The sequence below is a fragment of the Pseudomonas sp. PS02288 genome (genome assembly GCF_029959715.1).
Classification (GTDB): Bacteria; Pseudomonadota; Gammaproteobacteria; order Pseudomonadales; family Pseudomonadaceae; genus Pseudomonas_O; species Pseudomonas_O kuykendallii.
The window spans coordinates 22,730-46,296 of the sequence record NZ_JASCPA010000031.1 but is presented as its reverse complement, the minus strand read 5'-3'; the positions used below and the strand labels follow the sequence as shown (position 1 = coordinate 46,296).

Here is a 23,567-nt window from a genome sequence, read left to right as displayed (position 1 = left end):
GGCTATGAATCTGGTGACGCCCGCCGAACACCCTTTCGCCCATTACGTGCGCATCCTTGGCAAAGGCAAGCGCGGCGCCCGAGGGCTCACCCGCGAGGAAGCGCGCGAGGCCATGGGCTTCCTGCTCGATGGCAAGGTGGAGGACACCCAGCTCGGTGCCTTCCTCATGCTGCTGCGGCACAAGGAAGAAAGCGCCGAAGAGCTTGCCGGCTTCGCCGAGGCGGTACGTGCGCGCCTTTCGCCGCCAGCCATTCCCCTCGACCTGGACTGGCCGACCTACGCCGGCAAGAAGCGCCACCTGCCCTGGTTCCTGCTGGCTGCCAAGTGTCTCGCCGGACACGGCGTGCGCATCCTCATCCATGGCGCTGGCGCGCACACCGCCGGGCGCCTGTACAGCGAGCAACTGCTGGAATTGCTGGACCTGCCCTGCTGCGCCAACTGGGACGAAGTCGCGCAAAGCCTCGACCGCGAGTCCATCGCCTTCATTCCGCTGGGCGCCTGGATGCCGGAGCTGCAGCGGATGATCGACCTGCGCAACATCCTCGGGCTGCGGTCGCCGATCCACTCGCTGGCCCGTGTGCTCAACCCGCTGGGCGCCAGATGCGGCTTGCAGAGTATCTTTCATCCCGGATACCAAGCGGTTCACCGCGAAGCCAGCCACCTGCTGGGCGACACCTCCATCGTGGTCAAAGGCGACGGGGGCGAGATCGAAATCAACCCCGACGCCGCCTCGCACCTCTTCGGTACCGCGAACGGTGAAAACTGGGATGAGGATTGGCCGGCGCTGTCGGCACTCCGCCACGTCAAGCCGGAGCGCCTGGACCCCGCCCATCTGAAGGCCTTCTGGCTGGGTGAAGTGGAAGACAGTTATGGCCAATTAGCGGTGCTGGCGACCATAGCCCTCGGCTTGCGCGCCCTCGGTCGCACGCGCGACGAGGCCTTCGCCCAAGCAAAAATCTGCTGGGAAACCCGCAATCCATCGATTTAGCCGATTCGTATGGGCAGTAACTTGCGACATTCGATCGAACCTATGCCGGTAGACTCCTCTCCAATCTGAAATTGGCGAGGATGTGACGATGGGGCTTTTGATCGACGGGCGCTGGCATGACCAGTGGTACGAGAACGGCGAGGACGGCCGTTTCAAACGCGAGATGGCCCAGCGCCGCAACTGGATCACCGCAGACGGCGAAGCCGGCCCGAGCGGCAAACCGGGTTTCGCGGCCGAAGCCGGGCGCTATCACCTCTACGTTTCGCTGGCCTGCCCCTGGGCTCACCGCACGCTGATCATGCGCAGGCTCAAGGACCTCGGCGGACTGATCGACGTCTCTGTCGTCGGATGGTTGATGGCCGAGCAGGGTTGGACCTTCGATCGCGCCTACGGCTCCACCGGCGACCCGCTGGACGGCCTGGACTTCCTGCATCAGCGCTACACACGCGACGACCCGAAGTACAGCGGCCGGGTGACCGTACCCCTGCTATGGGACAAGCATCGCGCGGAGATCGTCAGCAACGAATCCTCTGAGATCATCCGCATGTTCAACAGCGCCTTCGACGGCCTGACCGGCAACACGCTGGATTTCTATCCCCAGGCGCTGCAGGCGGAAATCGACGCGCTCAACGAGCGGATCTATCCGGCGATCAACAACGGTGTCTATCGCGCCGGGTTCGCCACCACCCAGAAAGCCTATTCGGAAGCCTTCGCCGAGTTGTTCGGTGAACTCGACCACCTCGATACCTTGCTGGGCGAACGCCGCTACCTGGCCGGTGAATACCTCACCGAGGCCGACCTGCGGTTGTTCACCACGATGATTCGCTTCGACGCCGTCTACCACGGTCACTTCAAGTGCAACCGCCAGCGCATCGAGGATTACCCGAACTTGTCCAACTGGCTGCGCGAGCTTTACCAGTGGGCAGGGATCGCCGAAACCGTCGACTTCACCCACATCAAGGGGCACTACTACGCCAGTCACAAGACCATCAACCCGACCGGCATCATTCCAGACGGCCCCGCGCTGGACTTCCTGCGCCCGCACGACCGCGAGCGGTTGCCGGGCAAGGGCGTCTGGCAGGCGTGAATCGGCCGGCGCCTCAGGCGTCGGCGGCACCTTCGAACCAGGCCAGCTTTTCATGCAGCCGGACCACCTCGCCGACGATGATCAGCGTCGGCGCATGGACCTCATGGGCGGCGACCACTGCCGGCAGGTCCGCGAGCGTACCGGTGAACACCCGCTGTGCGGCGGTGGTGCCCTGCTGTACCAGCGCTGCCGGCGTACTCGATGCGCACCCGTGCGCGATCAGGCGCTCGCAGATCACCGGTAGCCCGACGAGGCCCATGTAGAACACCAGCGTCTGTCCGGGCGAGGTCAGATCGGCCCAGGGCAGGTTGTAGCTGTCGTCCTTCAGGTGTCCGGTGACGAATCGCACCGACTGGGCGTAGTCGCGGTGGGTAAGCGGAATCCCGGCGTAGGCCGCACAGCCGCTGGCGGCGGTGATGCCGGGCACCACCTGGAACGGAATGCCGCGCGCCGCCAGGCCTTCGATTTCCTCGCCGCCACGACCGAAGATGAACGGGTCGCCACCCTTGAGGCGAAGCACCCGTTTACCCTCTTGCGCCAGCTCGATGAGCATCTGGTTGATGCGTTCCTGGGTCACCGCATGCTCGGCGCGTCGCTTGCCGACATAGATGCGCTCGGCATCACGGCGGCAAAGCTCGACGATCGCCGGGGCGACGAGCCGGTCGTAGAGCACCACGTCGGCCTGCTGCATCAGCCGCAGGGCGCGGAAGGTCAGCAGGTCGGGATCGCCCGGGCCGGCGCCGACCAGGTACACCTCGCCGCCGGCCGGCTTGGGCCCGCCGGCCAACTGGTTTTCCAGCAGACGCTGGGCTTCATCGCCCTGCCCGGCCAGCATGCGTTCGGCGATCGGCCCCTGGAACACGTCTTCCCAGAACACCCGGCGTTCGCGGACATTGGGAAACAGCGCCTTCACCCGCGAGCGGAACCGTTTGGCCAGGCCGGCGAGCTCGCCGTAGCGCGCTGGAATCCAGGTCTCGATCCGGGCGCGGATCAGCCGCGCCAGCACCGGGGCGTCGCCGCCGCTGGACACCGCGACGATCAGCGGCGAGCGGTCGACGATGGCGGGGAATATCACGCTGCACAACGCCGGGGCGTCCACTACGTTGACCGGAATCCCCAGCGCCTTGGCTTCGCTGGATATCCTTGCGTTCAGGGGCTCGTCGTCAGTGGCGGCGATGACCAGGCAGGCGCCCCGCAGATCGCCGCTCGCATAGCCGCGTCGATGCGCGCCCTCACCGGCCAGGGCCAGCAGCTCGGGGCAGATCTCCGGTGCGACGACGCGCAACTCAGCGCCGGCATCGGCGATCAGGCGCGACTTGCGCAGCGCCACCTCGCCACCGCCGACGAGCAGCACGCGACGGCCCTGGAGGTTATGGAAAAGCGGGAGATAGTCCATGGCGGCCTGCGAGGAAGACGCGACGAGTCAGGAACGTCGCCGGATACGCGGTATCCGGCGACGGAATCATCAACCGATGAGGTCGATACCGCCCATGTAGGGCTTGAGCACTTCGGGCACGCGGATCGAACCGTCGGCCTGCTGGTAGTTCTCCAGCACCGCCACCAGCGTACGCCCGACGGCAAGGCCGGAGCCGTTGAGCGTGTGCAGCAGCTCGGGCTTGCCGGTTTCCGGATTGCGATAGCGCGCCTGCATGCGACGGGCCTGGAAGTCGCCGCAGTTCGAGCAGGAGGAAATCTCGCGGAATTTGTCCTGGCTCGGCACCCAGACTTCCAGGTCGTAGGTCTTGGTCGCGCCGAAGCCCATGTCGCCGGTGCACAGTGCGAGCACGCGGTACGGCAGCTCGAGGAGTTGCAGGACGCGCTCGGCATTGGCCGTCAGGTTCTCCAGCGCCTCGTAGGAGGTGGCGGGATCGACGATCTGCACCATCTCGACCTTGTCGAACTGATGCTGGCGGATCATCCCGCGGGTATCGCGACCCGACGCGCCGGCCTCGCTGCGGAAGCACGGCGTGTGGGCGACGAATTTCAGCGGCAGCAGCTTCGGATCGATGATCTGTCCGGCGACGATGTTGGTCAGCGAGACTTCGGCCGTCGGGATCAGGTACAGGTCGGCCTGGTCCTCACGGGCGATGCGGAACAGGTCTTCCTCGAACTTCGGCAACTGGCCGGTGCCCTGTAGTGCCGAGGCTTGCACCAGGTAAGGCGTGTAGGCCTCCTCGTAACCGTGCTCGGCGGTGTGCAGGTTGATCATGAATTGCGCCAGGGCGCGGTGCAGGCGGGCGATCGGCCCGCGCAGCAGGGCGAAACGCGCGCCGGAAAGTTTGGCGGCCGTCTCGAAATCGAGCCAGCCATGCCGTTCGCCGAGGCTCACGTGGTCCTGCACCGGGAAATCGAAGATCTTCGGCGTACCCCAGCGGCGCACTTCGACGTTGCCCTCCTCGTCCGCGCCGACCGGCACGGATTCATGCGGCAGGTTGGGAATGCCCAGCAGCAGGTTGTCCAGTTCCAGCTGGATGCCGTCCAGCTCGCGCTTGCCCTCGTCCAGCTCGCTGCCCATGCGATCGACCTCGGCCAACAGCGGCGCGATGTCCTCACCGCGCTGCTTGGCCTGGCCGATGCTCTTGGAGCGGGCATTGCGCTCGGCCTGCAGTTGTTCGGTGCGGGTCTGGACACTCTTGCGCTGGGCTTCGAGCGCTTCGATACGCGTGACGTCCAACGTATAGCCACGAGTGGCCAGGCGTGCGGCGACCTCGTGTAGTTGGCCGCGTATCAACTTGGAATCGAGCATGTGCAAATCTCAGCTGGAACCTAAAGGAGGACGCCGGCGGTCGCCGGCGACGGGAATTCAAAGGCGTGCGAAGGATAAACCGGCCCAGACCGCTAATAAACCGCCGAGGATGCTGCAGCCCAGGTAGCCGATGGCGAGGCCCGTCTGGCCGCCCTCGAACAACCGTACCACTTCCATGCTGAACGAGGAAAAGGTGGTCAGGCCGCCAAGTACGCCGACGGTGAGGCCCACGCGCAGTTCGAGGGGCAGGTCAGTGCGGACCAGGAACAGCCCGTAAAGGTAGCCGATGGCGAGGCAGCCGACGATGTTCACCGCGAAGGTGCCAAGAATGTAATGGCGCGGCCAGTGGCTGGTCATCCAGGCAGAGGTCAGGAAACGGGCGACCGAGCCCAGCGCCCCGCCCAGGGCAACGGCGATGATCAGGCGGATCATGGCTTTCTCCGTTGTCTGGGGCTGGCCTGGTCCAGTGCCGCGAGGTGATCGAGCTTGTCGCGGATCTTGCTTTCCAGGCCCCGCGGCACCGGCTGGTAATACTGGCGCGGCTGCATGTCTTCGGGGAAATAGTCCTCACCCGCCGCGTAGGCGTCCGGCTCGTCGTGGGCGTAGCGGTATTCCTCCCCGTATCCGAGCTGCTTCATCAGCTTGGTCGGCGCATTGCGCAAGTGCAGCGGTACCTCGTGCGAGCCGTTCTCGGCGACATCGCGCATGGCGGCGTTGAAACCCGTGTAGACCGCGTTGCTCTTCGGCGCGCAAGCCAGATAGACGATCGCCTGGGCGATCGCCAGCTCGCCTTCGGGGCTGCCAAGGCGCTCCTGGACGTTCCAGGCGTCGAGGCACAGCGTCAGCGCGCGCGGGTCGGCATTGCCGACCTCTTCGCTCGCCATGCGCACGACCCGCCGCGCCAGGTACAGCGGATCGCAACCGCCGTCGATCATCCGGGCGAACCAGTACAGCGCCGCGTCCGGGTTGGAGCCGCGCACCGACTTGTGCAGCGCGGAAATCTGGTCGTAGAAGGCTTCTCCGCCCTTGTCGAAGCGTCGCCGGCTGTCGCCAAGCAGGCTCTGCAGCAGGCTCACGCCGATCTCGCCGTCGTCCTCGGCGAGGTCAGAGGCGTTTTCCAGCAAGTTGAGCAGCCGGCGACCATCGCCGTCGGCCGCGGCCAGGAGAATCTGGAAGCTTTTCTCGGGCAGGCTCAGGTGGCGCTGTCCGAGCCCCTTGTCCTCACCCAGAGCACGCTCCACCAGCTTGCGCATCGCCGCTTCGTCGAGACTCTTGAGCACGTAGACCCGCGCCCGCGACAGCAGCGCGTTGTTGAGCTCGAACGAGGGGTTTTCCGTGGTCGCGCCGATGAAGATCAGCGTGCCGTCCTCCACATACGGGAGAAAGGCGTCCTGCTGGCTCTTGTTGAAACGGTGCACTTCGTCGACGAAGAGGATGGTCCGGCGACCGTACTGCGCGGCCTGCTGCTTCGCCATCTCGACCGCCTGGCGAATTTCCTTGACCCCGGAAAGCACCGCCGAAATCGTCTCGAAATGCGCTTCCGATACCTGCGCCAGCAGTCGCGCCAGGGTGGTCTTGCCGACACCGGGCGGGCCCCAGAAGATCATCGAGTGCAGCGCGCCCTGCTCCAGCGCCTCGCGCAGCGGCTTGCCGCGCGCCAGAAGGTGCTCCTGACCGACGTACTCGTCCAGCGTGGCGGCGCGTAAACGCGCAGCCAGCGGCTGGGCTACCGGGTCAGAACGGAACAGGTCCATGGGAAACGCGCGAGCCTCTTATTCCTGAATGACGTCGGCGCCTTCGGGAATCTTGAAGTCGAATTGCCCGGCGTCGATCGGCTGATTCATTTTCACGCCGAGGAACAGGATGTTGGTGCGCTGGCCAACGCTGTCGATCAGCTGCATGTCGTTGATGGTGCCGTTGCGGAAGGACACGCGCAGGTTGTCGAACAGCGTGTCCTTGGCCTTGGGCTTGAGCACGAAATCGACCACGCCGCCGGCTTCCTTGTGGCTGATCTCGAAGTTCTCGCTGATCTGCGACACGTCGCCGGACAGCAGTAGCGCGGGCGTGTGGGTCAGGCGCTGGTCGAGCTTCTGTACGGTGACCTGCTGCAGGTCGGGATCGTACAGCCAGACCTTCTCGCCATTCGACACCAGCAGTTGCTCCTGCGGCGCATCGGTGTGCCAGCGGAACAGCCCCGGACGTTTCAACGCCAGCTCGCCGGCGGTTTCCTGCAGGTTGGCGCCGGAGGCGTCGAGGGTCAGCTGGGTGAAGCGCGAGGTCAGGGTCTGCGCCTGCTGGAGCAGTTCGGTCAGGCGCTTCACCGACGCATCCTGGTCGGCGTGGGCCGGCATAGCGGCGAAACCCAGCAGGGACAGCAACAGCACGTGAAACAGGCGCATGGAAATCCTCATCAGTCAGTCGCGGGTCGGCCCCGGCGCGATCACTTCGCGCGAGCCATTGGTGTTCATCGAGGTCACTACGCCGGCCATTTCCATCGATTCGATCATCCGCGCGGCGCGGTTGTAGCCGATCTTCAGCTTGCGCTGCACGGCGGAAATCGACGCGCGGCGGCTTTCCAGCACGAAGTTGACCGCCTCGTCGTAGAGCGGATCGTCCTCGCTGTCCTCGCCACCCTCGCCGCTTCCGCCTTCGAAGCCGCTGCCGGCCTCCTCGACGCCGGCCAGGATGTCCTGGTTGTAATCCGGCGCGCCACGCAGCTTCCAGGCCTCGACCACGCGGTGGACTTCTTCGTCGGATACGAAGGCGCCGTGCACACGAATCGGCAGGCTGGTGCCCGGCGGCATGTAGAGCATGTCGCCGTGGCCGAGCAATTGCTCCGCACCGCCCTGGTCGATGATAGTCCGCGAATCGATCTTGCTCGACACCTGGAACGCCATGCGCGTCGGGATGTTGGCCTTGATCAGGCCGGTGATCACGTCCACCGAGGGGCGCTGGGTGGCGAGGATCAGATGGATGCCTGCAGCCCGCGCCTTCTGTGCGATACGCGCGATCAGTTCTTCGACCTTCTTGCCGACGATCATCATCATGTCGGCGAATTCGTCGACCACCACCACGATTGTCGGCAGGTGCTCGAGCAGCGGCGCCTCGTCGTGCATGTTCTCGCGCTTGTACAGCGGGTCGGCGAGCGGCGTACCCGCCTCCTCGGCCTCCTTCACCTTGCGGTTGAAGCCTGCCAGGTTGCGCACGCCCATCTTCGACATCAGCTTGTAGCGCCGCTCCATCTCGGCAACGCTCCAGCGCAGCGCGTTGGCCGCCTCCTTCATGTCGGTGACCACCGGACACAGCAGGTGCGGAATGCCTTCGTAGATCGACAGTTCGAGCATCTTCGGGTCGATCATGATCAGTCGTGCGTCCTTCGGACCGGACTTGAACAGGATCGACAGGATCATCGCGTTGACGCCCACCGACTTACCGGAGCCGGTGGTACCCGCAACCAGCAGGTGCGGCATCTTCGCCAGGTCGGTGATGATCGGCTTGCCGCCGATGTCGTGGCCCAGCGCCAGGGTGACCGGCGACTTGGCGTCATCGTATTCGCTGGACTCGAGCACCTCGGAGAAGCGCACGATTTGACGATCCTCGTTGGGAATCTCGATGCCGACCGTGGTCTTGCCCGGAATTACCTCGACCACCCGCACGCTGATCACCGCCAGCGAGCGCGCGAGGTCCTTGGCCAGGTTGGAAATGCGGCTGACCTTGACGCCGATGCCGGGCTGAATCTCGAAGCGGGTGATCACCGGGCCCGGATGCACGGACTCGACGATCACTTCGACGCCAAATTCCTTGAGCTTGATTTCCAGCAGCCGCGACATGGCCTCGAGGGATTCCGGGGAAAAACTCTTCTGCTTCTTCTCGGCGCGGTCGAGGATCGAGATGGGCGGCAGCGAACCCTCGATCGCGCTGTCGACGAACAACGGAGCCTGCTTTTCCTTCAGCACCCGCTTGCTCGGCTCGGCGGCTTTCGCTGGCGCCGGAGGCGTGATAACCGGGGGCTGGCGCTTCTCGCGCTCGCTCATGTGCTTGGTCAACGCTTCTTCGCGCTCGATCAGACGCTCCTTGACCTTGGCCTGCTCGCGGCGATCGGGCACCAGTGGCGCGGCCACGGTACTCACCCGGTCGTCCACCTCGCGCAACTGGGCGACCAGTTGCTTGCGGTTGTTGCGGGCGCTCCACCAGCGGTTCATGCCGCTCTGGATCAGCTCCAGCAAATCGAGGGTGATCTTGCCGGTGATGTCCATCACGCGGAACCAGGACAGGTCGGCGAATACGGTGAGGCCAAAGAGGAACAGCGCCAGGAACAGCAACGTGCTGCCCTGCACGTTCAGCGCGGCGACGGCCAGTTGGCCGAGGCTCTCGCCCAGCGCACCGCCCGCCGACGCCGGCATGCTGTTGGTGGAGTGGAAGTGGATATAGGCCAGCGCTGCGCCGGAGAGGATCAGGAACACCAGGCCGATCAGGCGCCAAGAAAACAGCCAGCCGTTCCACTGCCAGGGCTGGTGGCGGTTACGGAACACCTGCCAGGTCTTCACCGCCAACAACAAGGGGAACAGGTAGGCGAAATAGCCGAGGGCCATGAACAGGATGTCGGCGAACCAGGCGCCGGCACGGCCGGCAGCGTTCTGCACCTGCTCCACGCGGCTGGTGTGCGACCAGCCCGGGTCGTTCTGGTCGTAAGTGAGCAACGCCATCCACAGGTACAGGCAAAGCGCACCCAGGGCGATCAGCGCGCCCTCCTTCAGGCGGTAGTTCAGTTGCTGTCGCCAGGGAGGGGTTTGGAGGGTAGAACTGGAATTCTTCAAAACACGTCTTTCCTGCGCTCGGGGCGCGCCAACTAACGATGACGGCGAAAATGCGGTCCATTGTACGGCTTTGCCAAGGCGCTGCCCATGTCGACCGCCCGGGCGCGGTGTCGGAAAACCGCTGCTCCCCGCTCGCCCATTCTTCGGTGTAGCATAATTGGCATTCCCTTGCGTGCGGCCCAATTGGAGCATGCATTCTCTTTTGTGACAAAGGCTTATGGAGTCTTTTTATGGGTGAAGTCAAGCATTCGCGGCTGATCGTTCTGGGCTCCGGCCCCGCGGGCTACACCGCCGCGGTGTACGCCGCCCGGGCCAATCTGAAGCCGTTGGTGATCACCGGAATCCAGCCCGGTGGACAGCTCACCACCACCACCGAAGTCGACAACTGGCCCGGCGATGTCGAGGGGCTGACCGGCCCGGCGCTGATGGAGCGCATGCAGAAACACGCCGAGCGCTTCGATACCGAGATCGTCTACGACCATATCCATACCGCCGAGTTGCAGCAGCGGCCGTTCACCCTGAAGGGCGACAACGCCACCTACACCTGCGATGCCCTGATCATTTCCACCGGCGCCTCTGCCCAGTACCTCGGCCTGCCTTCCGAAGAGGCCTTCGCCGGGCGCGGCGTGTCCGCTTGTGCCACCTGCGACGGCTTCTTCTACCGCAACCAGGTGGTCTGTGTGGTGGGCGGCGGCAACACCGCCGTCGAGGAAGCGCTGTATCTGTCGAACATCGCCAAGGAGGTCCATCTGGTCCACCGTCGCGACAAGCTGCGCTCGGAGAAGATCCTGCAGGACAAGCTGTTCGACAAAGCCGCCAACGGCAACGTCCGCATTCATTGGAACCACGCGCTGGACGAGGTCCTGGGCGATGCCAGCGGCGTGACCGGCGTGCGCCTGAAAGACACCCTGAGCGGAACGACCAAGGAACTGCCGCTGGCCGGCGTCTTCATCGCCATCGGCCACAAACCCAACACCGACCTGTTCCGGGGCCAGTTGGAAATGCGTGACGGCTACCTGATCGTGCGCGGCGGCGGTGAAGGCAACGCCACGGCCACCAGCATCGAGGGTGTGTTCGCCGCCGGCGACGTGGCCGACCACGTCTATCGCCAGGCGATCACTTCGGCAGGCGCCGGCTGCATGGCCGCGCTGGACGCCGAAAAATTCCTCGACGATATCTGAGCCTTCGGGCGGGCCTAAGGCCTGCCCGTCGCCCTCCCCCGCTATGCTGACCTGGCTCTCCCGCGATTCGCTGGAATTCCCCCCGCTAAGCAAAGCCATGCGCGAGCCCAATGGCCTGCTCGCCGCGGGCGGGGATCTCAGCGCCGAACGCCTGATCCGGGCCTATCGGCATGGCTGCTTCCCGTGGTTCCAGGATGGACAGCCCATACTCTGGTGGTCGCCCGACCCGCGCACCGTTCTACCGCCCGAAGCGCTTCACGTTTCCCGCAGCCTGGCGAAGGTTCTTCGCCAACAACGCTTCCGCGTCACCTTCGACCGCTCATTCCTGCAAGTCTTGCAGGGCTGCGCCGGGCCTCGCGCCTACAGCGACGGCACTTGGATCACCCAGCCGATGCAGCAGGCCTACCTGCGCCTGCACGAGTTGGGCTTCGCCCATTCGGTAGAGGTCTGGCTGGACGATGAGCTGGTGGGCGGGCTCTATGGGCTGGCGATGGGGCAACTGTTCTTTGGCGAGTCGATGTTCAGTCGCGCCGACAATGCCTCCAAGGTCGGCTTCGTTACGCTGGTCGAGCGTTTGCGGCAGTGGGGTTTCGTCCTGATCGATTGCCAGATGCCCACCCAGCACCTGCAGAGTTTCGGCGCACGCTCGATTTCCCGCGCCGAGTTCGCCGGGTGGCTCGAACGCCACCTGGATCAACCGACGACCGCCGACTGGCTCGTCTAGGCGTCACCGGCAGCCTGGCTTACACTGGCGTCAGGTCCACCCGAGTGCCTACGATGACAGAGCTGGCTCGCCTGAAGTTCTACGCCACCCAGCCTCATCCATGCAGCTATCTGCCCGGCGAGCAGGCCACCACCCTGTTCCTCGATCCCAGCCAGCTCATGGATGCGCAGGTGTATGCCGGGCTGTCGGAGATGGGTTTTCGCCGCAGTGGCGATCACCTCTACAGACCTCACTGCCAGCGCTGCTCGGCCTGTGTCCCGGCACGTATTCCAGCCGACCAGTTCCAACCCAATCGCCAGCAGAAACGCATCCTCAAGCGCAATGCCGACCTGTGCGTCATGCCGGTACGGCCCAAGTTCAGCGAAGAGTATTACGCGCTCTACGCGCGCTACATCGAACAGCGCCACGCCGATGGCGATATGTATCCGCCGAGCCGCGATCAATTCAGCACCTTTCTCGTCCGCGACCTGAATTTCGCGCGCTTCTACGAGTTCCGTCTTGGCGACCGGCTGATGGCGATCGCGGTCACCGACCTGCTGCCGAACGGTCTTTCCGCGGTTTACACCTTCTACGACCCCGATGAAGAACGCCGCAGTCTCGGCCGCTACGCCATCCTCTGGCAGATCGGCGAGACCGCACGTCTTGGCCTCCACGCGGTCTACCTCGGCTACTGGATCAAGAATTGTCGGAAGATGAATTACAAGACCCAGTACCGGCCGATAGAGCTGTTCGTCAACCAGCGCTGGGTCGCTCTGACCTGAATCGCTTGGCGACAAGACACATTTTCGGGCACAATGCACGCCGCTTTTGCCAGGCGCCGTTTGCGTCCGGCCACCTATAGAACACCGAGGGCTTTACTGAATGTCGAAAGAAGACAGCTTCGAAATGGAAGGCACTGTCGTCGACACCCTACCCAACACCATGTTCCGAGTGGAGTTGGAAAACGGGCACGTCGTTACCGCGCACATCTCCGGAAAGATGCGCAAGAACTACATCCGCATTCTCACCGGCGACAAGGTTCGTGTTGAACTGACGCCCTACGACTTGAGCAAAGGCCGCATCACCTACCGCGCCCGCTGAAGTTTTCGCGTCATGAAAAACGCCCGGTCTAGCCGGGCGTTTTCGTTACTGCGCGGTATGGAAGGAAGCGGCTAGGCCACTTCCACCGTGGTTTCGAACTCGAAGGCCAATTCGCCGGCCTCGACATCGATGTGCACGATTCCGCCATGCTCTGCCAGTTCACCGAACAGGATCTCTTCGGCCAGAGGACGCTTGATCTTGTCCTGAATCAGGCGCGCCATCGGCCGAGCCCCCATCTGCGCATCGTAGCCACGCTCCGCCAGCCAACCGCGAGCGGCATCGCTGACTTCCAGTTGCACGCGCTTGTCCTCGAGCTGCGCCTGCAGTTCGGTGAGGAACTTGTCGACGATGCTCTTGATCACTTCGGTGCTCAGGCGGCCGAACTGGATGATGGTGTCCAAGCGGTTGCGGAACTCGGGAGTGAAGCTCTTCTTGATGACTTCCATGGCATCTGAAGAGTGATCCTGATGGGTGAAGCCGATCGAGGCGCGCGACGCGGTTTCCGCACCGGCGTTGGTGGTCATGATCAGGATCACGTTACGGAAATCCGCCTTGCGCCCGTTATTGTCGGTCAGCGTGCCGTGGTCCATCACCTGCAGCAGCAGGTTGAAGACTTCCGGATGCGCTTTCTCGATCTCATCGAGCAACAACACGCAATGCGGCTGCTTGGTGATGGCTTCCGTTAGCAGGCCGCCCTGGTCGAAGCCGACGTAGCCCGGAGGCGCACCGATCAGCCGGGAAACAGTGTGGCGTTCCATGTACTCCGACATGTCGAAGCGTACCAGCTCGATACCCATGGCTTTCGCCAATTGCCGCGCCGCTTCAGTCTTGCCGACACCGGTCGGGCCGGCGAAGAGAAACGAACCCACCGGCTTGTCCGGCGCCTTCAATCCCGCACGAGACAGCTTGATTGCCGTCGACAGCGAGTCTATGGCTGCATCCTGGCCGAACACCGTGAGCTTGAGGTCGCGCTCCAGGTTACGCAGCAGCTCCTTGTCGTCGCTGGACACGTGTTTGGGAGGTATACGGGCGATCTTCGCCACGATGTCTTCCACCTGTGCCACGTCGATGCGCGCCACACGCCGCTCTTCGGGCTGGAGACGCTGATAGGCGCCCGCCTCGTCAATCACGTCGATGGCCTTGTCGGGCATGTGTCTGTCGTTGATGTAGCGAGACGCCAGTTCGGCGGCGGCGCGCAGCGCCTCATCGCTATACTCGATGTGGTGATGCTGTTCAAAACGAGCTTTCAGGCCGCGCAGGATGCCGACGGTGTCCTCCACGGAAGGTTCGACCACATCGACCTTCTGGAAGCGCCGAGCGAGTGCGCGATCTTTCTCGAAGATGCCGCGGAATTCCTGGAAGGTCGTCGAGCCGATGCACCGGATCTCGCCGGAAGACAGCAGCGGCTTGAGCAGGTTGGACGCATCCATCACGCCGCCCGAAGCCGCACCGGCACCGATGATGGTGTGGATCTCATCGATGAAGAGGATCGCATGAGGCCGCTTGCGCAACTCGTTGAGCAGCGCCTTGAAGCGTTTCTCGAAGTCGCCGCGGTACTTGGTCCCCGCGAGCAGTGCGCCCAGATCGAGGGAGAAAACGATGCTATCGGCGAGAAGGTCAGGTACCTGGCCATCAACAATGCGTTTGGCCAGGCCTTCGGCGATCGCCGTTTTGCCGACACCTGCCTCGCCAACCAGCAGCGGGTTGTTCTTGCGCCGACGGGCCAGGATCTGAGCAACGCGCTCGACTTCGCTTTCGCGCCCGACCAGAGGGTCGATGCGGCCCTGACGAGCGAGCTCATTCAAATTGCTGGCGTAAGCTTCCAACGGATGATTGGTGGAGACGGCCTCACCGCCTTCCTCATCGTTGATTTCCTGCTCGCCATCGCCCTGATCACCCTGACCAGGCACCTTGGAAATGCCATGAGCGATGAAGTTGACGACGTCGATGCGGGCAACGCTCTGCTGCTTGAGCAGAAAAACCGCCTGGCTCTCCTGCTCGCTGAAGATGGCGACCAGCACATTCGCGCCGGTTACTTCGCGCTTGCCAGAACTTTGCACATGGAAAACGGCGCGCTGCAGAACCCGCTGAAACCCGAGCGTGGGCTGGGTTTCGCGTTCTTCGTCATGCTGCGGAATGAGCGGGGTGGTTGAGTCGATGAACTCCTGCAATTCGTGCCGGAGCTTGTCGAGGCTGGCGCCGCAGGCACGCAATACGGTGGCTGCAGCTTCGTTATCCAACAGGGCCAGGAGCAGGTGTTCCACGGTCATGAATTCATGACGCTTGGAACGGGCTTCCTTGAAGGCCAGATTGAGGGTGACTTCGAGTTCGCGGTTCAACATAGCTTCACCTCATACCCAAGTGGCCGGCGTCTAACCGTCCTTCTCGATTTCACAGAGTAGCGGATGATGGCTTTCCCTCGCGTACTGATTGACCTGTTCAGCCTTCGTTTCTGCAATATCCCGGGTGAACACTCCGCATACTGCACGCCCTTCTGTATGGACGGCCAGCATGATTTTGGTCGACAGTTCTCGGTTAAGATTGAAAAACACCTCTAGCACTTCGACGACGAAATCCATCGGCGTGTAGTCATCGTTATACATGACCACTTTATACAGCGGAGGTGCCTGCAATTTTGGTTTGGCTTCCTGCACAGCGAGCCCGGACGCTTCGTCCTCCCACTTGTCCGGACCATCCTGATTGAATGTTAGTCGAATCTGGCTGCTTGCAAACATACGGAAATAAAGGCTCGCACATGGTTGGAGCTGGGCTGCAGGGCAAATATGACAGGCTTCTCAACCGTCCGCCGCATAGCCTTGACTAACGGCGAAACGGTGTTACAAACAATGAATGCCCAGTTGGGTATTGGGAGCCCACGCGAGTGCTTTTTTGCGTGGAGTCGTCGTGGATGATACTCCAGAGATGGAGTCCTTTGCAGAGGGATGTCAGCATGCTCAGCGGTAAGGTCAAGTGGTTCAACAACGCCAAAGGCTATGGATTCGTTCTGGCCGACGGCCGAGATGAGGACCTGTTCGCTCATTACTCGGCCATTCAGATGGACGGTTATAAAACCCTTAAGGCAGGACAGCCTGTGAGTTTCGACATCATTCAAGGGCCCAAGGGGCTACACGCGGTGAACATTAGCCCTGTGTTGAGCAATGCCGAAAACCTGACGCCGTCGGTAAATCTGCAGAGTCAGGCCGCTGAGGCCTGACCCTTAGATAGCGTGCAAAAAAAGGCCGATCTCTGATCGGCCTTTTCTTTTGTCCCTCACTTTACATATGGGCGATCAATGCGTCGCCGAACTCGGAGCAGGACAGCAGAGTTGCGCCGTCCATTAGGCGCTCGAAGTCGTAGGTCACTGTCTTGGCCGAGATCGCTCCATTGGTACCCTTGATGATGAGATCCGCCGCCTCGACCCATCCCAAGTGGCGGAGCATCATTTCGGCAGACAGAATCACCGACCCCGGATTGACCTTGTCCTGACCGGCGTATTTGGGTGCAGTCCCGTGGGTAGCCTCAAACATGGCGATGGTGTCCGACAGGTTGGCGCCCGGCGCGATGCCGATGCCACCCACTTCCGCCGCGAGCGCATCGGAGAGGTAGTCGCCGTTCAGGTTCAGGGTGGCGATCACGTCATATTCCGCCGGTCGCAGCAGAATCTGCTGGAGCATGGCGTCGGCGATGGCGTCCTTGACGACGATGTTCTTGCCGGTCCGCGGGTTCTTGAACTGCATCCATGGGCCGCCATCGAGAAGCTCCGCGCCGAATTCGTTCTTGGCGATCTCGTAGCCCCAGTCCTTAAAGGCACCTTCGGTGAACTTCATGATGTTGCCCTTGTGGACGAGGGTCAGCGACTCGCGGTCGTTGTCCACCACGTACTGCAACGCCTTGCGCACCAGGCGCTGGGTTCCCTCCTTCGATACCGGCTTTATGCCGATGCCGCAATCCTGGTCGAACCGGATCTTGGTGACGCCCATCTCTTCCTTGAGGAACTTGATGACCTTGGTCGCCTCGGGCGATCCGGCTTTCCACTCGATACCGGCATAGATGTCTTCGGAGTTCTCGCGAAAGATCGTCATGTCGACGTCGCCCGGCTTCTTCACCGGGCTCGGCACGCCCTCGAACCAGCGCACCGGGCGCAGGCAGACGTAGAGGTCGAGTTCCTGGCGCAGTGCGACATTAAGCGAGCGAATGCCGCCGCCGACCGGGGTAGTCAGCGGACCCTTGATCGAGACGACGAAATCGCGAACGGCCTCGAGGGTCTCCTTCGGTAGCCAGGTGTCCTGATCGTAGACCTGGGTGGCTTTCTCGCCGGCATAGACTTCCATCCAGGAAATCTTGCGCTCGCCGCCGTAGGCTTTCTCGACGGCGGCGTCGACGACCTTAATCATCACCGGGCTGATATCGATACCGATGCCATCACCCTCGATGAAGGGAATGATCGGATTGTTCGGCACATTCAGGGTGTTATCGGCGTTTACGGTGATTTTCACACCATCGGCAGGCACCTGAATCTTTTGATATCCCATGCTGTACTCCACGTTGTGGTTAACCTCAGGCAGGTGTTCAGCGTAGTCCACCTGCGTCGAGCCGAGCTGTATTCCTTAGTCTAATCATCGGGCACCGGCAAGCGCCCGACGAAGAACACGATGGTATACTGCGCCGCGTGACTAAAGAGTCATCGAGAGCCGAGACATCTGCAACAGGATGTCCGCCCTCGCAACGGTCGAATCGCAAACCAGATCCGACCGCACAACGCTCTACTGGTGCCATCAACATCACCTGCGGCAAATTCTCGAATTTCGACTCCGACCTGAGCGAAAGCGTCTATCCGGCGCGCCTCGAGATCTGTGCACGCCCAGCAAAGAGAGAGTTCTCGCCAATGTCCACCCGCTCGAAGATTACCTACACCTTCACCGACGAAGCCCCCGCCCTCGCAACCTATTCGCTTCTGCCCATCGTCAAGGCCTTCGCGGCCTCCGCCGATATAGACGTCGAAACCCGCGATATCTCTCTGGCTGGACGCATCATCGCAAGCTTCGCTGACCAGCTCGACAGCAGCCAACCGGTCGAAGACGAACTGGCCCAGCTGGCGGTTCTTGCCACTTCGCCGGACGCCAACATCATCAAGCTGCCGAACATCAGCGCCTCCGTGCCGCAACTCAAAGGCGCGATCGCCGAGCTGCAGGCACAGGGTTTCGCCGTTCCGGATTTCCCCGAAGACCCACAGACCGACGCGGAAAAAGAAGTCCGTGCGCGTTACAGCAAAGTGCTCGGCAGCGCCGTGAACCCGGTGCTGCGTGAAGGCAACTCGGATCGCCGCGCCCCGGCCGCGGTCAAGGCGTACGCCCGTAAGCATCCGCACTCGATGGGCAAGTGGAGCATGGCTTCGCAGTCCCACGCCGACTACATGCGCGGCGGTGATTTCTTCTCCAGCGAGCAGTCCTTCACCATGCCCCAGGCCGGTGACGTGCGCATCGAATTCGTCGGCAAGGATGGCAAGGTCGAGCTCAAGAAGCAGCTGAGCCTGAAGGAAGGCGAAGTCTTCGACGGCATGTTCATGAGCTGCAACAAGCTGCGCGCCTTCTTCGAGAAGACACTGCAGGACTGCAAGGAAACCGGCGTCATGTGGTCCCTGCACGTCAAGGCGACCATGATGAAGGTGTCCCACCCCATCGTCTTCGGCCATGCCGTGAGCGTGTATTACAAGGACGTCTTCGAGAAGCACGGCGCGCTCTTCGAAGAGCTGGGCGTCAACCCGAACAACGGTCTCTCCAGCGTCTACGACAAGATCAAGTCGCTGCCTGCCTCGCAGCAGGAAGAAATCCTCCACGACATCCACGAGGTGTACAGCCATCGCCCGGAAATGGCGATGGTCGACTCGGTCAAGGGCATCACCAACCTGCATATCCCGAGCGACGTCATTGTCGACGCCTCGATGCCGGCGATGATCCGCAACTCCGGCCAGATGTGGGGCCGCGACGGCAAGCAGAAGGACACCAAGGCAGTGATGCCGGAAAGCACCTACGCGCGCATCTACCAGGAGATGATCAACTTCTGCAAAACCAACGGCGCATTCGATCCGACCACCATGGGCTCGGTACCGAACGTAGGCCTGATGGCGCAGAAGGCCGAGGAATACGGTTCCCACGACAAGACCTTCGAGATGAAGGCCGACGGCATCATGCGCGTCGTGCTGGCCGACGGCACCGTGAAGATCCAGCACGAAGTCGAAGCCGGCGACATCTGGCGCGCCTGCCAGACAAAGGATGCCCCGATCCGCGACTGGGTGAAGCTGGCCGTTACCCGCGCCCGCCAGTCCGGCACCCCGGCGATCTTCTGGCTCGACCCGGAGCGCGCGCATGACCGCCAGCTGAAGCTGAAGGTCGACGCGTACCTGCAAGAGCACGACCTGAACGGTCTCGACATCCGCGTCATGGATTACAACGAAGCGATCCGCTTCAGCATGGAGCGAATGATTCGTGGCAAGGACACCATCTCGGTGACCGGCAACGTCCTGCGCGACTACCTGACCGACCTGTTCCCGATCATGGAGCTGGGCACTTCGGCGAAGATGCTCTCCATCGTTCCGCTGATGGCCGGCGGTGGCATGTACGAGACCGGCGCCGGCGGTTCGGCCCCCAAGCACGTGCAGCAGTTGATCGAGGAAAACCACCTGCGCTGGGATTCGCTAGGCGAGTTCCTGGCCCTGGCCGTGTCCCTTGAGGAAACCGGGATCAAGACCGACAACCGGAAAGCCAAGTTGCTGGGCACCACCCTTGATGCCGCGACGGGCAAGCTGCTCGACAACAACAAGTCGCCTTCGCGCAAGACCGGCGAGCTGGACAACCGTGGCAGCCACTTCTACCTGGCGCTTTACTGGGCCGAAGCCCTGGCCACCCAGAGCGAAGACGCCGCGCTGCGCGAGCGTTTCAGCAAGCTCGCCAGCACCCTGGCCGAGCAGGAAGCGACCATCGTCGCCGAGCTGAATGCGGTCCAGGGATCGCCGGTGGACATCGGCGGCTACTACCGCTCCAACCCGGAACTGACCAGCCAGGTCATGCGCCCGAGCAAAACCTTCAACGCCGCGATCGACGCCCTGATCCAGGGTTGACCGCTAAGGTTGTTGCGTTTCAACAGACCCCCGGCCATGTGCCGGGGGTTCTGTTTCCGGGCGATCATGGTCGTCCCTCCACCCTACAGAGGTCATCCTTATGGACTGGAATCCGCACATAACCGTCGCCACCGTCGTCGAAGACCAGGGGCGCTTCCTGCTGGTGGAAGAGTTCGCGGGCGAAAAAGCCGTCCTCAACCAGCCGGCGGGCCATCTCGAAGCCAACGAAAGCCTGCTCCAGGCCGCCTTGCGCGAGACCCTTGAGGAAACCGGCTGGGAGGTCGAGCTGACCGCCGTTACCGGCATTTATCTGTATACCGCGCCGAGCAACGGCGTGACCTACCAGCGCGTCTGCTTCGCCGCGCGGCCGCTGCGGCACCTGCCCGATTCGCCGCTGGACCACGGCATCATCGGTCCGCGCTGGATGACCCGCGACGAACTCGCCGCCGTGCCCGAGCGCTGGCGCAGCGAGCTGGTAGTGCGCTGCATCGACGACTACCTCCGCGGCGAGCGCTTTCCGCTGGCGCTGATCCGCACGGCCGGCTGATCGCCCTGCGGCAGTTCGCCTGTTAGAATTATTCCTTTTTGTGGCCGTCAACCCCGAACCTATGCACGATCCAGCCCATACACGCGTCATCGTCGGCATGTCCGGCGGCGTGGACTCCTCGGTTTCCGCCCTTCTCCTGCTCAAGCAGGGCTACCAGGTGGAAGGTCTGTTCATGAAGAACTGGGAGGAGGACGACGGCACCGAATACTGCACCGCGCGCGAAGACCTCGCCGACGCCCAGGCGGTGTGCGACCGGATCGGCATTAAGTTGCACACCGCGAACTTCGCCGCCGAATACTGGGACAACGTCTTCGAGCACTTCCTCGCCGAGTACAAGGCCGGGCGTACGCCGAACCCGGACATCCTCTGCAACCGCGAAATCAAGTTCAAAGCCTTCCTCGACTATGCACTGATGCTTGGCGCCGACCTGATCGCCACCGGCCATTACGTGCGCCGCCGCGATGTGGATGGGCAGACCCAGTTGCTCAAGGGCCTCGACCCGAACAAGGACCAGAGCTACTTCCTCCACGCCGTCGGCGGCGAGCAGATCGCCCGCACGCTGTTCCCGGTTGGCGAGCTGGAGAAGGCCGAAGTGCGCGCGATCGCTGAAATGCACGGGCTGGCGACCGCGAAGAAGAAGGACTCCACCGGCATCTGCTTCATCGGCGAGCGGCGCTTCTCCGACTTCCTCAAGCAGTATCTGCCGGCGCAACCGGGCGAAATCCAGAACACCCGCGGCGAGGTCATCGGCCGGCACGCCGGGCTCATGTACCACACCATCGGCCAGCGCCAGGGTCTGGGTATCGGCGGTTTGAAGGATGCCAGCGACGAGCCGTGGTACGTGCTGGGCAAGGATCTGGAGCGCAATGTACTGATCGTCGGCCAGGGCAACGACCATCCGCTGCTGTTTTCCGGCGCCCTCCTCGCCAGCGAGATCTTCTGGGTCAATCCGGTCGAGGTCGGCGCCACGCCACGGCCGTTGACCGCAAAGGTCCGCTATCGCCAGTCGGATCAGGCCTGCACGCTGGAGCGTACGCCCGACGGCTATCGCGCCGTTTTCGAAGAGCCCCAGCGCGCCGTGACGCCGGGTCAGTCGGTGGTGTTCTACGACGGCGAAATCTGCCTCGGCGGCGGCGTCATCGAAGTCGCCGAACCCTGCACCACCAAGGAATTCGCATGACGCCGATACAGGAACAGCTGGTCGCCCTGGGAGCGGTGTTCAGCGCCGCTGCGCTTGCCGACCGGATCGCCAGGACCGGCCAGGTAAACGAAGGCGCCCTTGGCTGCCTGCTCGGCAGCCTGCTGGTACGCGATCCGCAAAACACACTGGATGTCTACGGCGGCGACGACCTCAACCTGCGCGACGGTTATCGCGCCCTGGCCAGCGCCCTGGAACGCGACCCCAACAGCCTGCAGCGGGAGCCGCTGCGCTATGCGCTTGCGCTGCTTGGCCTCGAGCGCAAGCTGGCCAAGCGCGACGACATGCTCGAGACCATCGGCACCCGCCTGGACCAGATCCAGCTGCAGGTACAACACTTCGGACTCGTTCACGACAACGTCATTGCCGCCTGCGGCGGGCTCTATCAGGACACCCTGAGCACCTTCCGCCAGCGCATCCAGGTACATGGCGACATGCGCTTCCTGCAGCAAAGCAGCAACGCCTCGAAGATCCGTGCCCTGCTCCTTGCCGGTATTCGCTCCGCACGTCTGTGGCGCCAGCTGGGCGGACATCGCTGGCAACTGGTGTTCAGCCGCCGCAAGCTGCTGGCCGAGCTCTACCCGCTGCTGCGCAACTGACCGTCGGGGCACGCGGTCGGCAGGTCGGCCGATTCGTGTATGATACGCGCCCCATTTCCTGCCCCGACCGTCCGAGAACGCCCCATGCAGCTTTCCTCGCTCACCGCGGTTTCCCCCGTCGATGGCCGCTACGCCGGCAAAACCAGCGCTCTGCGCCCGATCTTCAGTGAATACGGCCTGATCCGTTTCCGCGTACAGGTCGAGGTCCGCTGGCTGCAACGCCTGGCCGCCCACTCCGGCGTTGCCGAAGTCGCGCCATTCTCGGCCGAAGCCAACGCGCTGCTCGATCGGCTGGCCGAGGATTTCCAGCTCGAACACGCCGAGCGCATCAAGGAAATCGAACGCACCACCAATCACGACGTCAAGGCCGTGGAATACCTGCTCAAGGAGCAGGCGGCGAAGCTGCCGGAACTGGCCAAGGTCAGCGAATTCATCCACTTCGCCTGCACCAGCGAGGACATCAACAACCTGTCCCACGCCCTGATGCTCCGCGAAGGCCGTGACACCGTGCTGCTGCCGCTGATGCGCCAGGTCGCCGAGTCGATCCGCGAGCTGGCGGTGAAGTTCGCCGACGTGCCGATGCTCTCGCGCACCCACGGCCAGCCGGCATCGCCGACCACTCTCGGCAAGGAGTTGGCCAACGTGGTCTATCGCCTGGAGCGCCAGATCACCCAAGTCGCCGGCGTGCCGCTGCTGGGCAAGATCAACGGCGCGGTGGGCAACTACAACGCGCACCTGTCGGCCTATCCGTCCATCGACTGGGAAGCCAACGCCCGCGAGTTCATCGAGCAGGATCTCGGCCTGCAGTGGAACCCGTACACGACGCAGATCGAGCCGCACGACTACATCGCCGAGCTGTTCGACGCCACCGCGCGCTTCAATACCATCCTCATCGACTTCGATCGCGACATCTGGGGCTACATCTCCCTGGGTTACTTCAAGCAGCGCACCATCGCCGGCGAGATCGGTTCCTCGACCATGCCGCACAAGGTCAACCCGATCGACTTCGAGAACTCCGAAGGCAACCTCGGCATCGCCAACGCGCTGCTCCAGCACCTGGCCAGCAAGCTCCCGGTGTCCCGCTGGCAGCGCGACCTGACCGACTCCACCGTGCTGCGCAACCTCGGTGTCGGCTTCGCCCATAGCGTCATCGCGTACGAGGCGAGCCTGAAGGGCATCAGCAAGCTGGAGCTCAATGCGCAACGCATCGCCGAAGACCTGGATGCCTGCTGGGAAGTCCTCGCCGAGCCGATCCAGACCGTCATGCGCCGCTACGCCATCGAGAATCCCTACGAGAAACTCAAGGAGCTGACCCGCGGCAAGGGCATCAGCCCCGAGGCGCTGCAGACTTTCATCGATGGGCTGGAGATGCCGGAAGACGCCAAGGCCGAGCTGCGCAAGCTCACGCCAGCCAACTACATCGGCAATGCCGTGGCCCAGGCCAAGCGCATCTGACCCGCTTCACTTTCTGCACGCCCGGCAG

21 protein-coding genes are annotated in these 23,567 nt (G+C 63.1%); 12 read left to right on the top strand and 9 right to left on the bottom strand.

Annotation, left to right across the window (positions count from 1 at the left end; all coding sequences use genetic code 11):
- Nucleotides 1–4: 4 nt before the first annotated feature.
- Both QMX85_RS13635 and QMX85_RS13630 read left to right on the top strand, forming a co-directional pair.
- Nucleotides 5–988: a glycosyl transferase family protein gene (locus tag QMX85_RS13635; protein ID WP_282341721.1), complete on the top strand. Its 984-nt coding sequence runs from the start codon at nt 5–7 to the stop codon at nt 986–988.
- Between the two features lie 88 nt (nt 989–1,076).
- Nucleotides 1,077–2,075, top strand: a complete 999-nt coding sequence (locus QMX85_RS13630; RefSeq protein ID WP_282341699.1) for a glutathione S-transferase family protein — start codon at nt 1,077–1,079, stop codon at nt 2,073–2,075.
- A gap of 13 nt (nt 2,076–2,088) precedes the next feature.
- Here QMX85_RS13630 and cysG read toward each other — a convergent pair whose 3' ends face one another.
- The 6 genes from cysG to ftsK all read right to left on the bottom strand — a co-directional run bounded on the left by cysG (nt 2,089) and on the right by ftsK (nt 9,638).
- Nucleotides 2,089–3,471 carry a siroheme synthase CysG gene (gene cysG, locus QMX85_RS13625; protein WP_282341697.1) on the bottom strand — a complete coding sequence of 461 codons (1,383 nt, stop codon included), beginning with the start codon at nt 3,469–3,471 and terminating at the stop codon, nt 2,089–2,091.
- A 69-nt stretch (nt 3,472–3,540) separates the two neighbouring features.
- Complete coding sequence (gene serS / locus QMX85_RS13620) at nt 3,541–4,821, bottom strand: serine--tRNA ligase (RefSeq protein ID WP_282341695.1); 1,281 nt, start codon at nt 4,819–4,821, stop codon at nt 3,541–3,543.
- A gap of 57 nt (nt 4,822–4,878) precedes the next feature.
- Entirely contained in the window at nt 4,879–5,253 is a 375-nt protein-coding gene (gene crcB / locus QMX85_RS13615; protein WP_282341693.1) for a fluoride efflux transporter CrcB, read from the bottom strand.
- Nucleotides 5,250–6,575, bottom strand: coding sequence for a replication-associated recombination protein A (locus QMX85_RS13610; protein ID WP_282341691.1), 1,326 nt, complete (start codon nt 6,573–6,575; stop codon nt 5,250–5,252). The genes crcB and QMX85_RS13610 overlap by 4 nt, the downstream gene beginning before the upstream one ends.
- An 18-nt stretch (nt 6,576–6,593) precedes the next feature.
- Entirely contained in the window at nt 6,594–7,220 is a 627-nt protein-coding gene (gene lolA / locus QMX85_RS13605) for an outer membrane lipoprotein chaperone LolA (protein WP_282341689.1), read from the bottom strand.
- 15 nt (nt 7,221–7,235) lie between these two features.
- Nucleotides 7,236–9,638, bottom strand: coding sequence for a DNA translocase FtsK (gene ftsK / locus QMX85_RS13600; RefSeq protein WP_282341686.1), 2,403 nt, complete (start codon nt 9,636–9,638; stop codon nt 7,236–7,238).
- 230 nt (nt 9,639–9,868) lie between these two features.
- On the opposite strand from ftsK, the gene trxB reads away from it, so the two are divergent.
- The 4 genes from trxB to infA all read left to right on the top strand — a co-directional run bounded on the left by trxB (nt 9,869) and on the right by infA (nt 12,623).
- On the top strand, nt 9,869–10,819 hold the full coding sequence (gene trxB, locus QMX85_RS13595; RefSeq protein WP_282341685.1) for a thioredoxin-disulfide reductase: 951 nt from the start codon (nt 9,869–9,871) through the stop codon (nt 10,817–10,819).
- A 43-nt stretch (nt 10,820–10,862) separates the two neighbouring features.
- Nucleotides 10,863–11,543, top strand: a complete 681-nt coding sequence (gene aat / locus QMX85_RS13590) for a leucyl/phenylalanyl-tRNA--protein transferase (RefSeq protein ID WP_282341681.1) — start codon at nt 10,863–10,865, stop codon at nt 11,541–11,543.
- 53 nt (nt 11,544–11,596) lie between these two features.
- Nucleotides 11,597–12,304: an arginyltransferase gene (locus tag QMX85_RS13585; protein ID WP_090230932.1), complete on the top strand. Its 708-nt coding sequence runs from the start codon at nt 11,597–11,599 to the stop codon at nt 12,302–12,304.
- Between the two features lie 100 nt (nt 12,305–12,404).
- A complete protein-coding gene (infA, locus tag QMX85_RS13580; RefSeq protein WP_002553999.1) occupies nt 12,405–12,623 on the top strand; it encodes a translation initiation factor IF-1 in 219 nt (72 codons plus the stop codon).
- 71 nt (nt 12,624–12,694) lie between these two features.
- Here infA and clpA read toward each other — a convergent pair whose 3' ends face one another.
- Both clpA and clpS read right to left on the bottom strand, forming a co-directional pair.
- Nucleotides 12,695–14,965 (bottom strand): ATP-dependent Clp protease ATP-binding subunit ClpA, encoded by a 2,271-nt coding sequence (gene clpA, locus QMX85_RS13575; protein ID WP_282341679.1) that lies wholly within the window; start codon nt 14,963–14,965, stop codon nt 12,695–12,697.
- A gap of 30 nt (nt 14,966–14,995) precedes the next feature.
- On the bottom strand, nt 14,996–15,358 hold the full coding sequence (clpS, locus tag QMX85_RS13570; protein WP_090231082.1) for an ATP-dependent Clp protease adapter ClpS: 363 nt from the start codon (nt 15,356–15,358) through the stop codon (nt 14,996–14,998).
- 215 nt (nt 15,359–15,573) lie between these two features.
- Between clpS and cspD the strand changes: the two genes are divergently transcribed.
- Nucleotides 15,574–15,837: a cold shock domain-containing protein CspD gene (gene cspD / locus QMX85_RS13565; protein ID WP_282341676.1), complete on the top strand. Its 264-nt coding sequence runs from the start codon at nt 15,574–15,576 to the stop codon at nt 15,835–15,837.
- Between the two features lie 61 nt (nt 15,838–15,898).
- Here cspD and icd read toward each other — a convergent pair whose 3' ends face one another.
- Nucleotides 15,899–17,155 (bottom strand): NADP-dependent isocitrate dehydrogenase, encoded by a 1,257-nt coding sequence (gene icd, locus QMX85_RS13560; protein ID WP_282341675.1) that lies wholly within the window; start codon nt 17,153–17,155, stop codon nt 15,899–15,901.
- 353 nt (nt 17,156–17,508) lie between these two features.
- Between icd and QMX85_RS13555 the strand changes: the two genes are divergently transcribed.
- The 5 genes from QMX85_RS13555 (at nt 17,509) to purB (ending at nt 23,539) form a co-directional block, all read left to right on the top strand.
- On the top strand, nt 17,509–19,740 hold the full coding sequence (locus tag QMX85_RS13555) for an NADP-dependent isocitrate dehydrogenase (RefSeq protein WP_282341673.1): 2,232 nt from the start codon (nt 17,509–17,511) through the stop codon (nt 19,738–19,740).
- Between the two features lie 100 nt (nt 19,741–19,840).
- Entirely contained in the window at nt 19,841–20,287 is a 447-nt protein-coding gene (locus tag QMX85_RS13550; RefSeq protein ID WP_273230615.1) for an NUDIX hydrolase, read from the top strand.
- A 61-nt stretch (nt 20,288–20,348) separates the two neighbouring features.
- Nucleotides 20,349–21,467 carry a tRNA 2-thiouridine(34) synthase MnmA gene (gene mnmA / locus QMX85_RS13545; RefSeq protein WP_282341668.1) on the top strand — a complete coding sequence of 373 codons (1,119 nt, stop codon included), beginning with the start codon at nt 20,349–20,351 and terminating at the stop codon, nt 21,465–21,467.
- Nucleotides 21,464–22,084 carry a high frequency lysogenization protein HflD gene (gene hflD, locus QMX85_RS13540; protein WP_090230938.1) on the top strand — a complete coding sequence of 207 codons (621 nt, stop codon included), beginning with the start codon at nt 21,464–21,466 and terminating at the stop codon, nt 22,082–22,084. The genes mnmA and hflD overlap by 4 nt, the downstream gene beginning before the upstream one ends.
- An 84-nt stretch (nt 22,085–22,168) precedes the next feature.
- Complete coding sequence (gene purB, locus QMX85_RS13535) at nt 22,169–23,539, top strand: adenylosuccinate lyase (RefSeq protein WP_282341667.1); 1,371 nt, start codon at nt 22,169–22,171, stop codon at nt 23,537–23,539.
- Nucleotides 23,540–23,567: the final 28 nt, after the last annotated feature.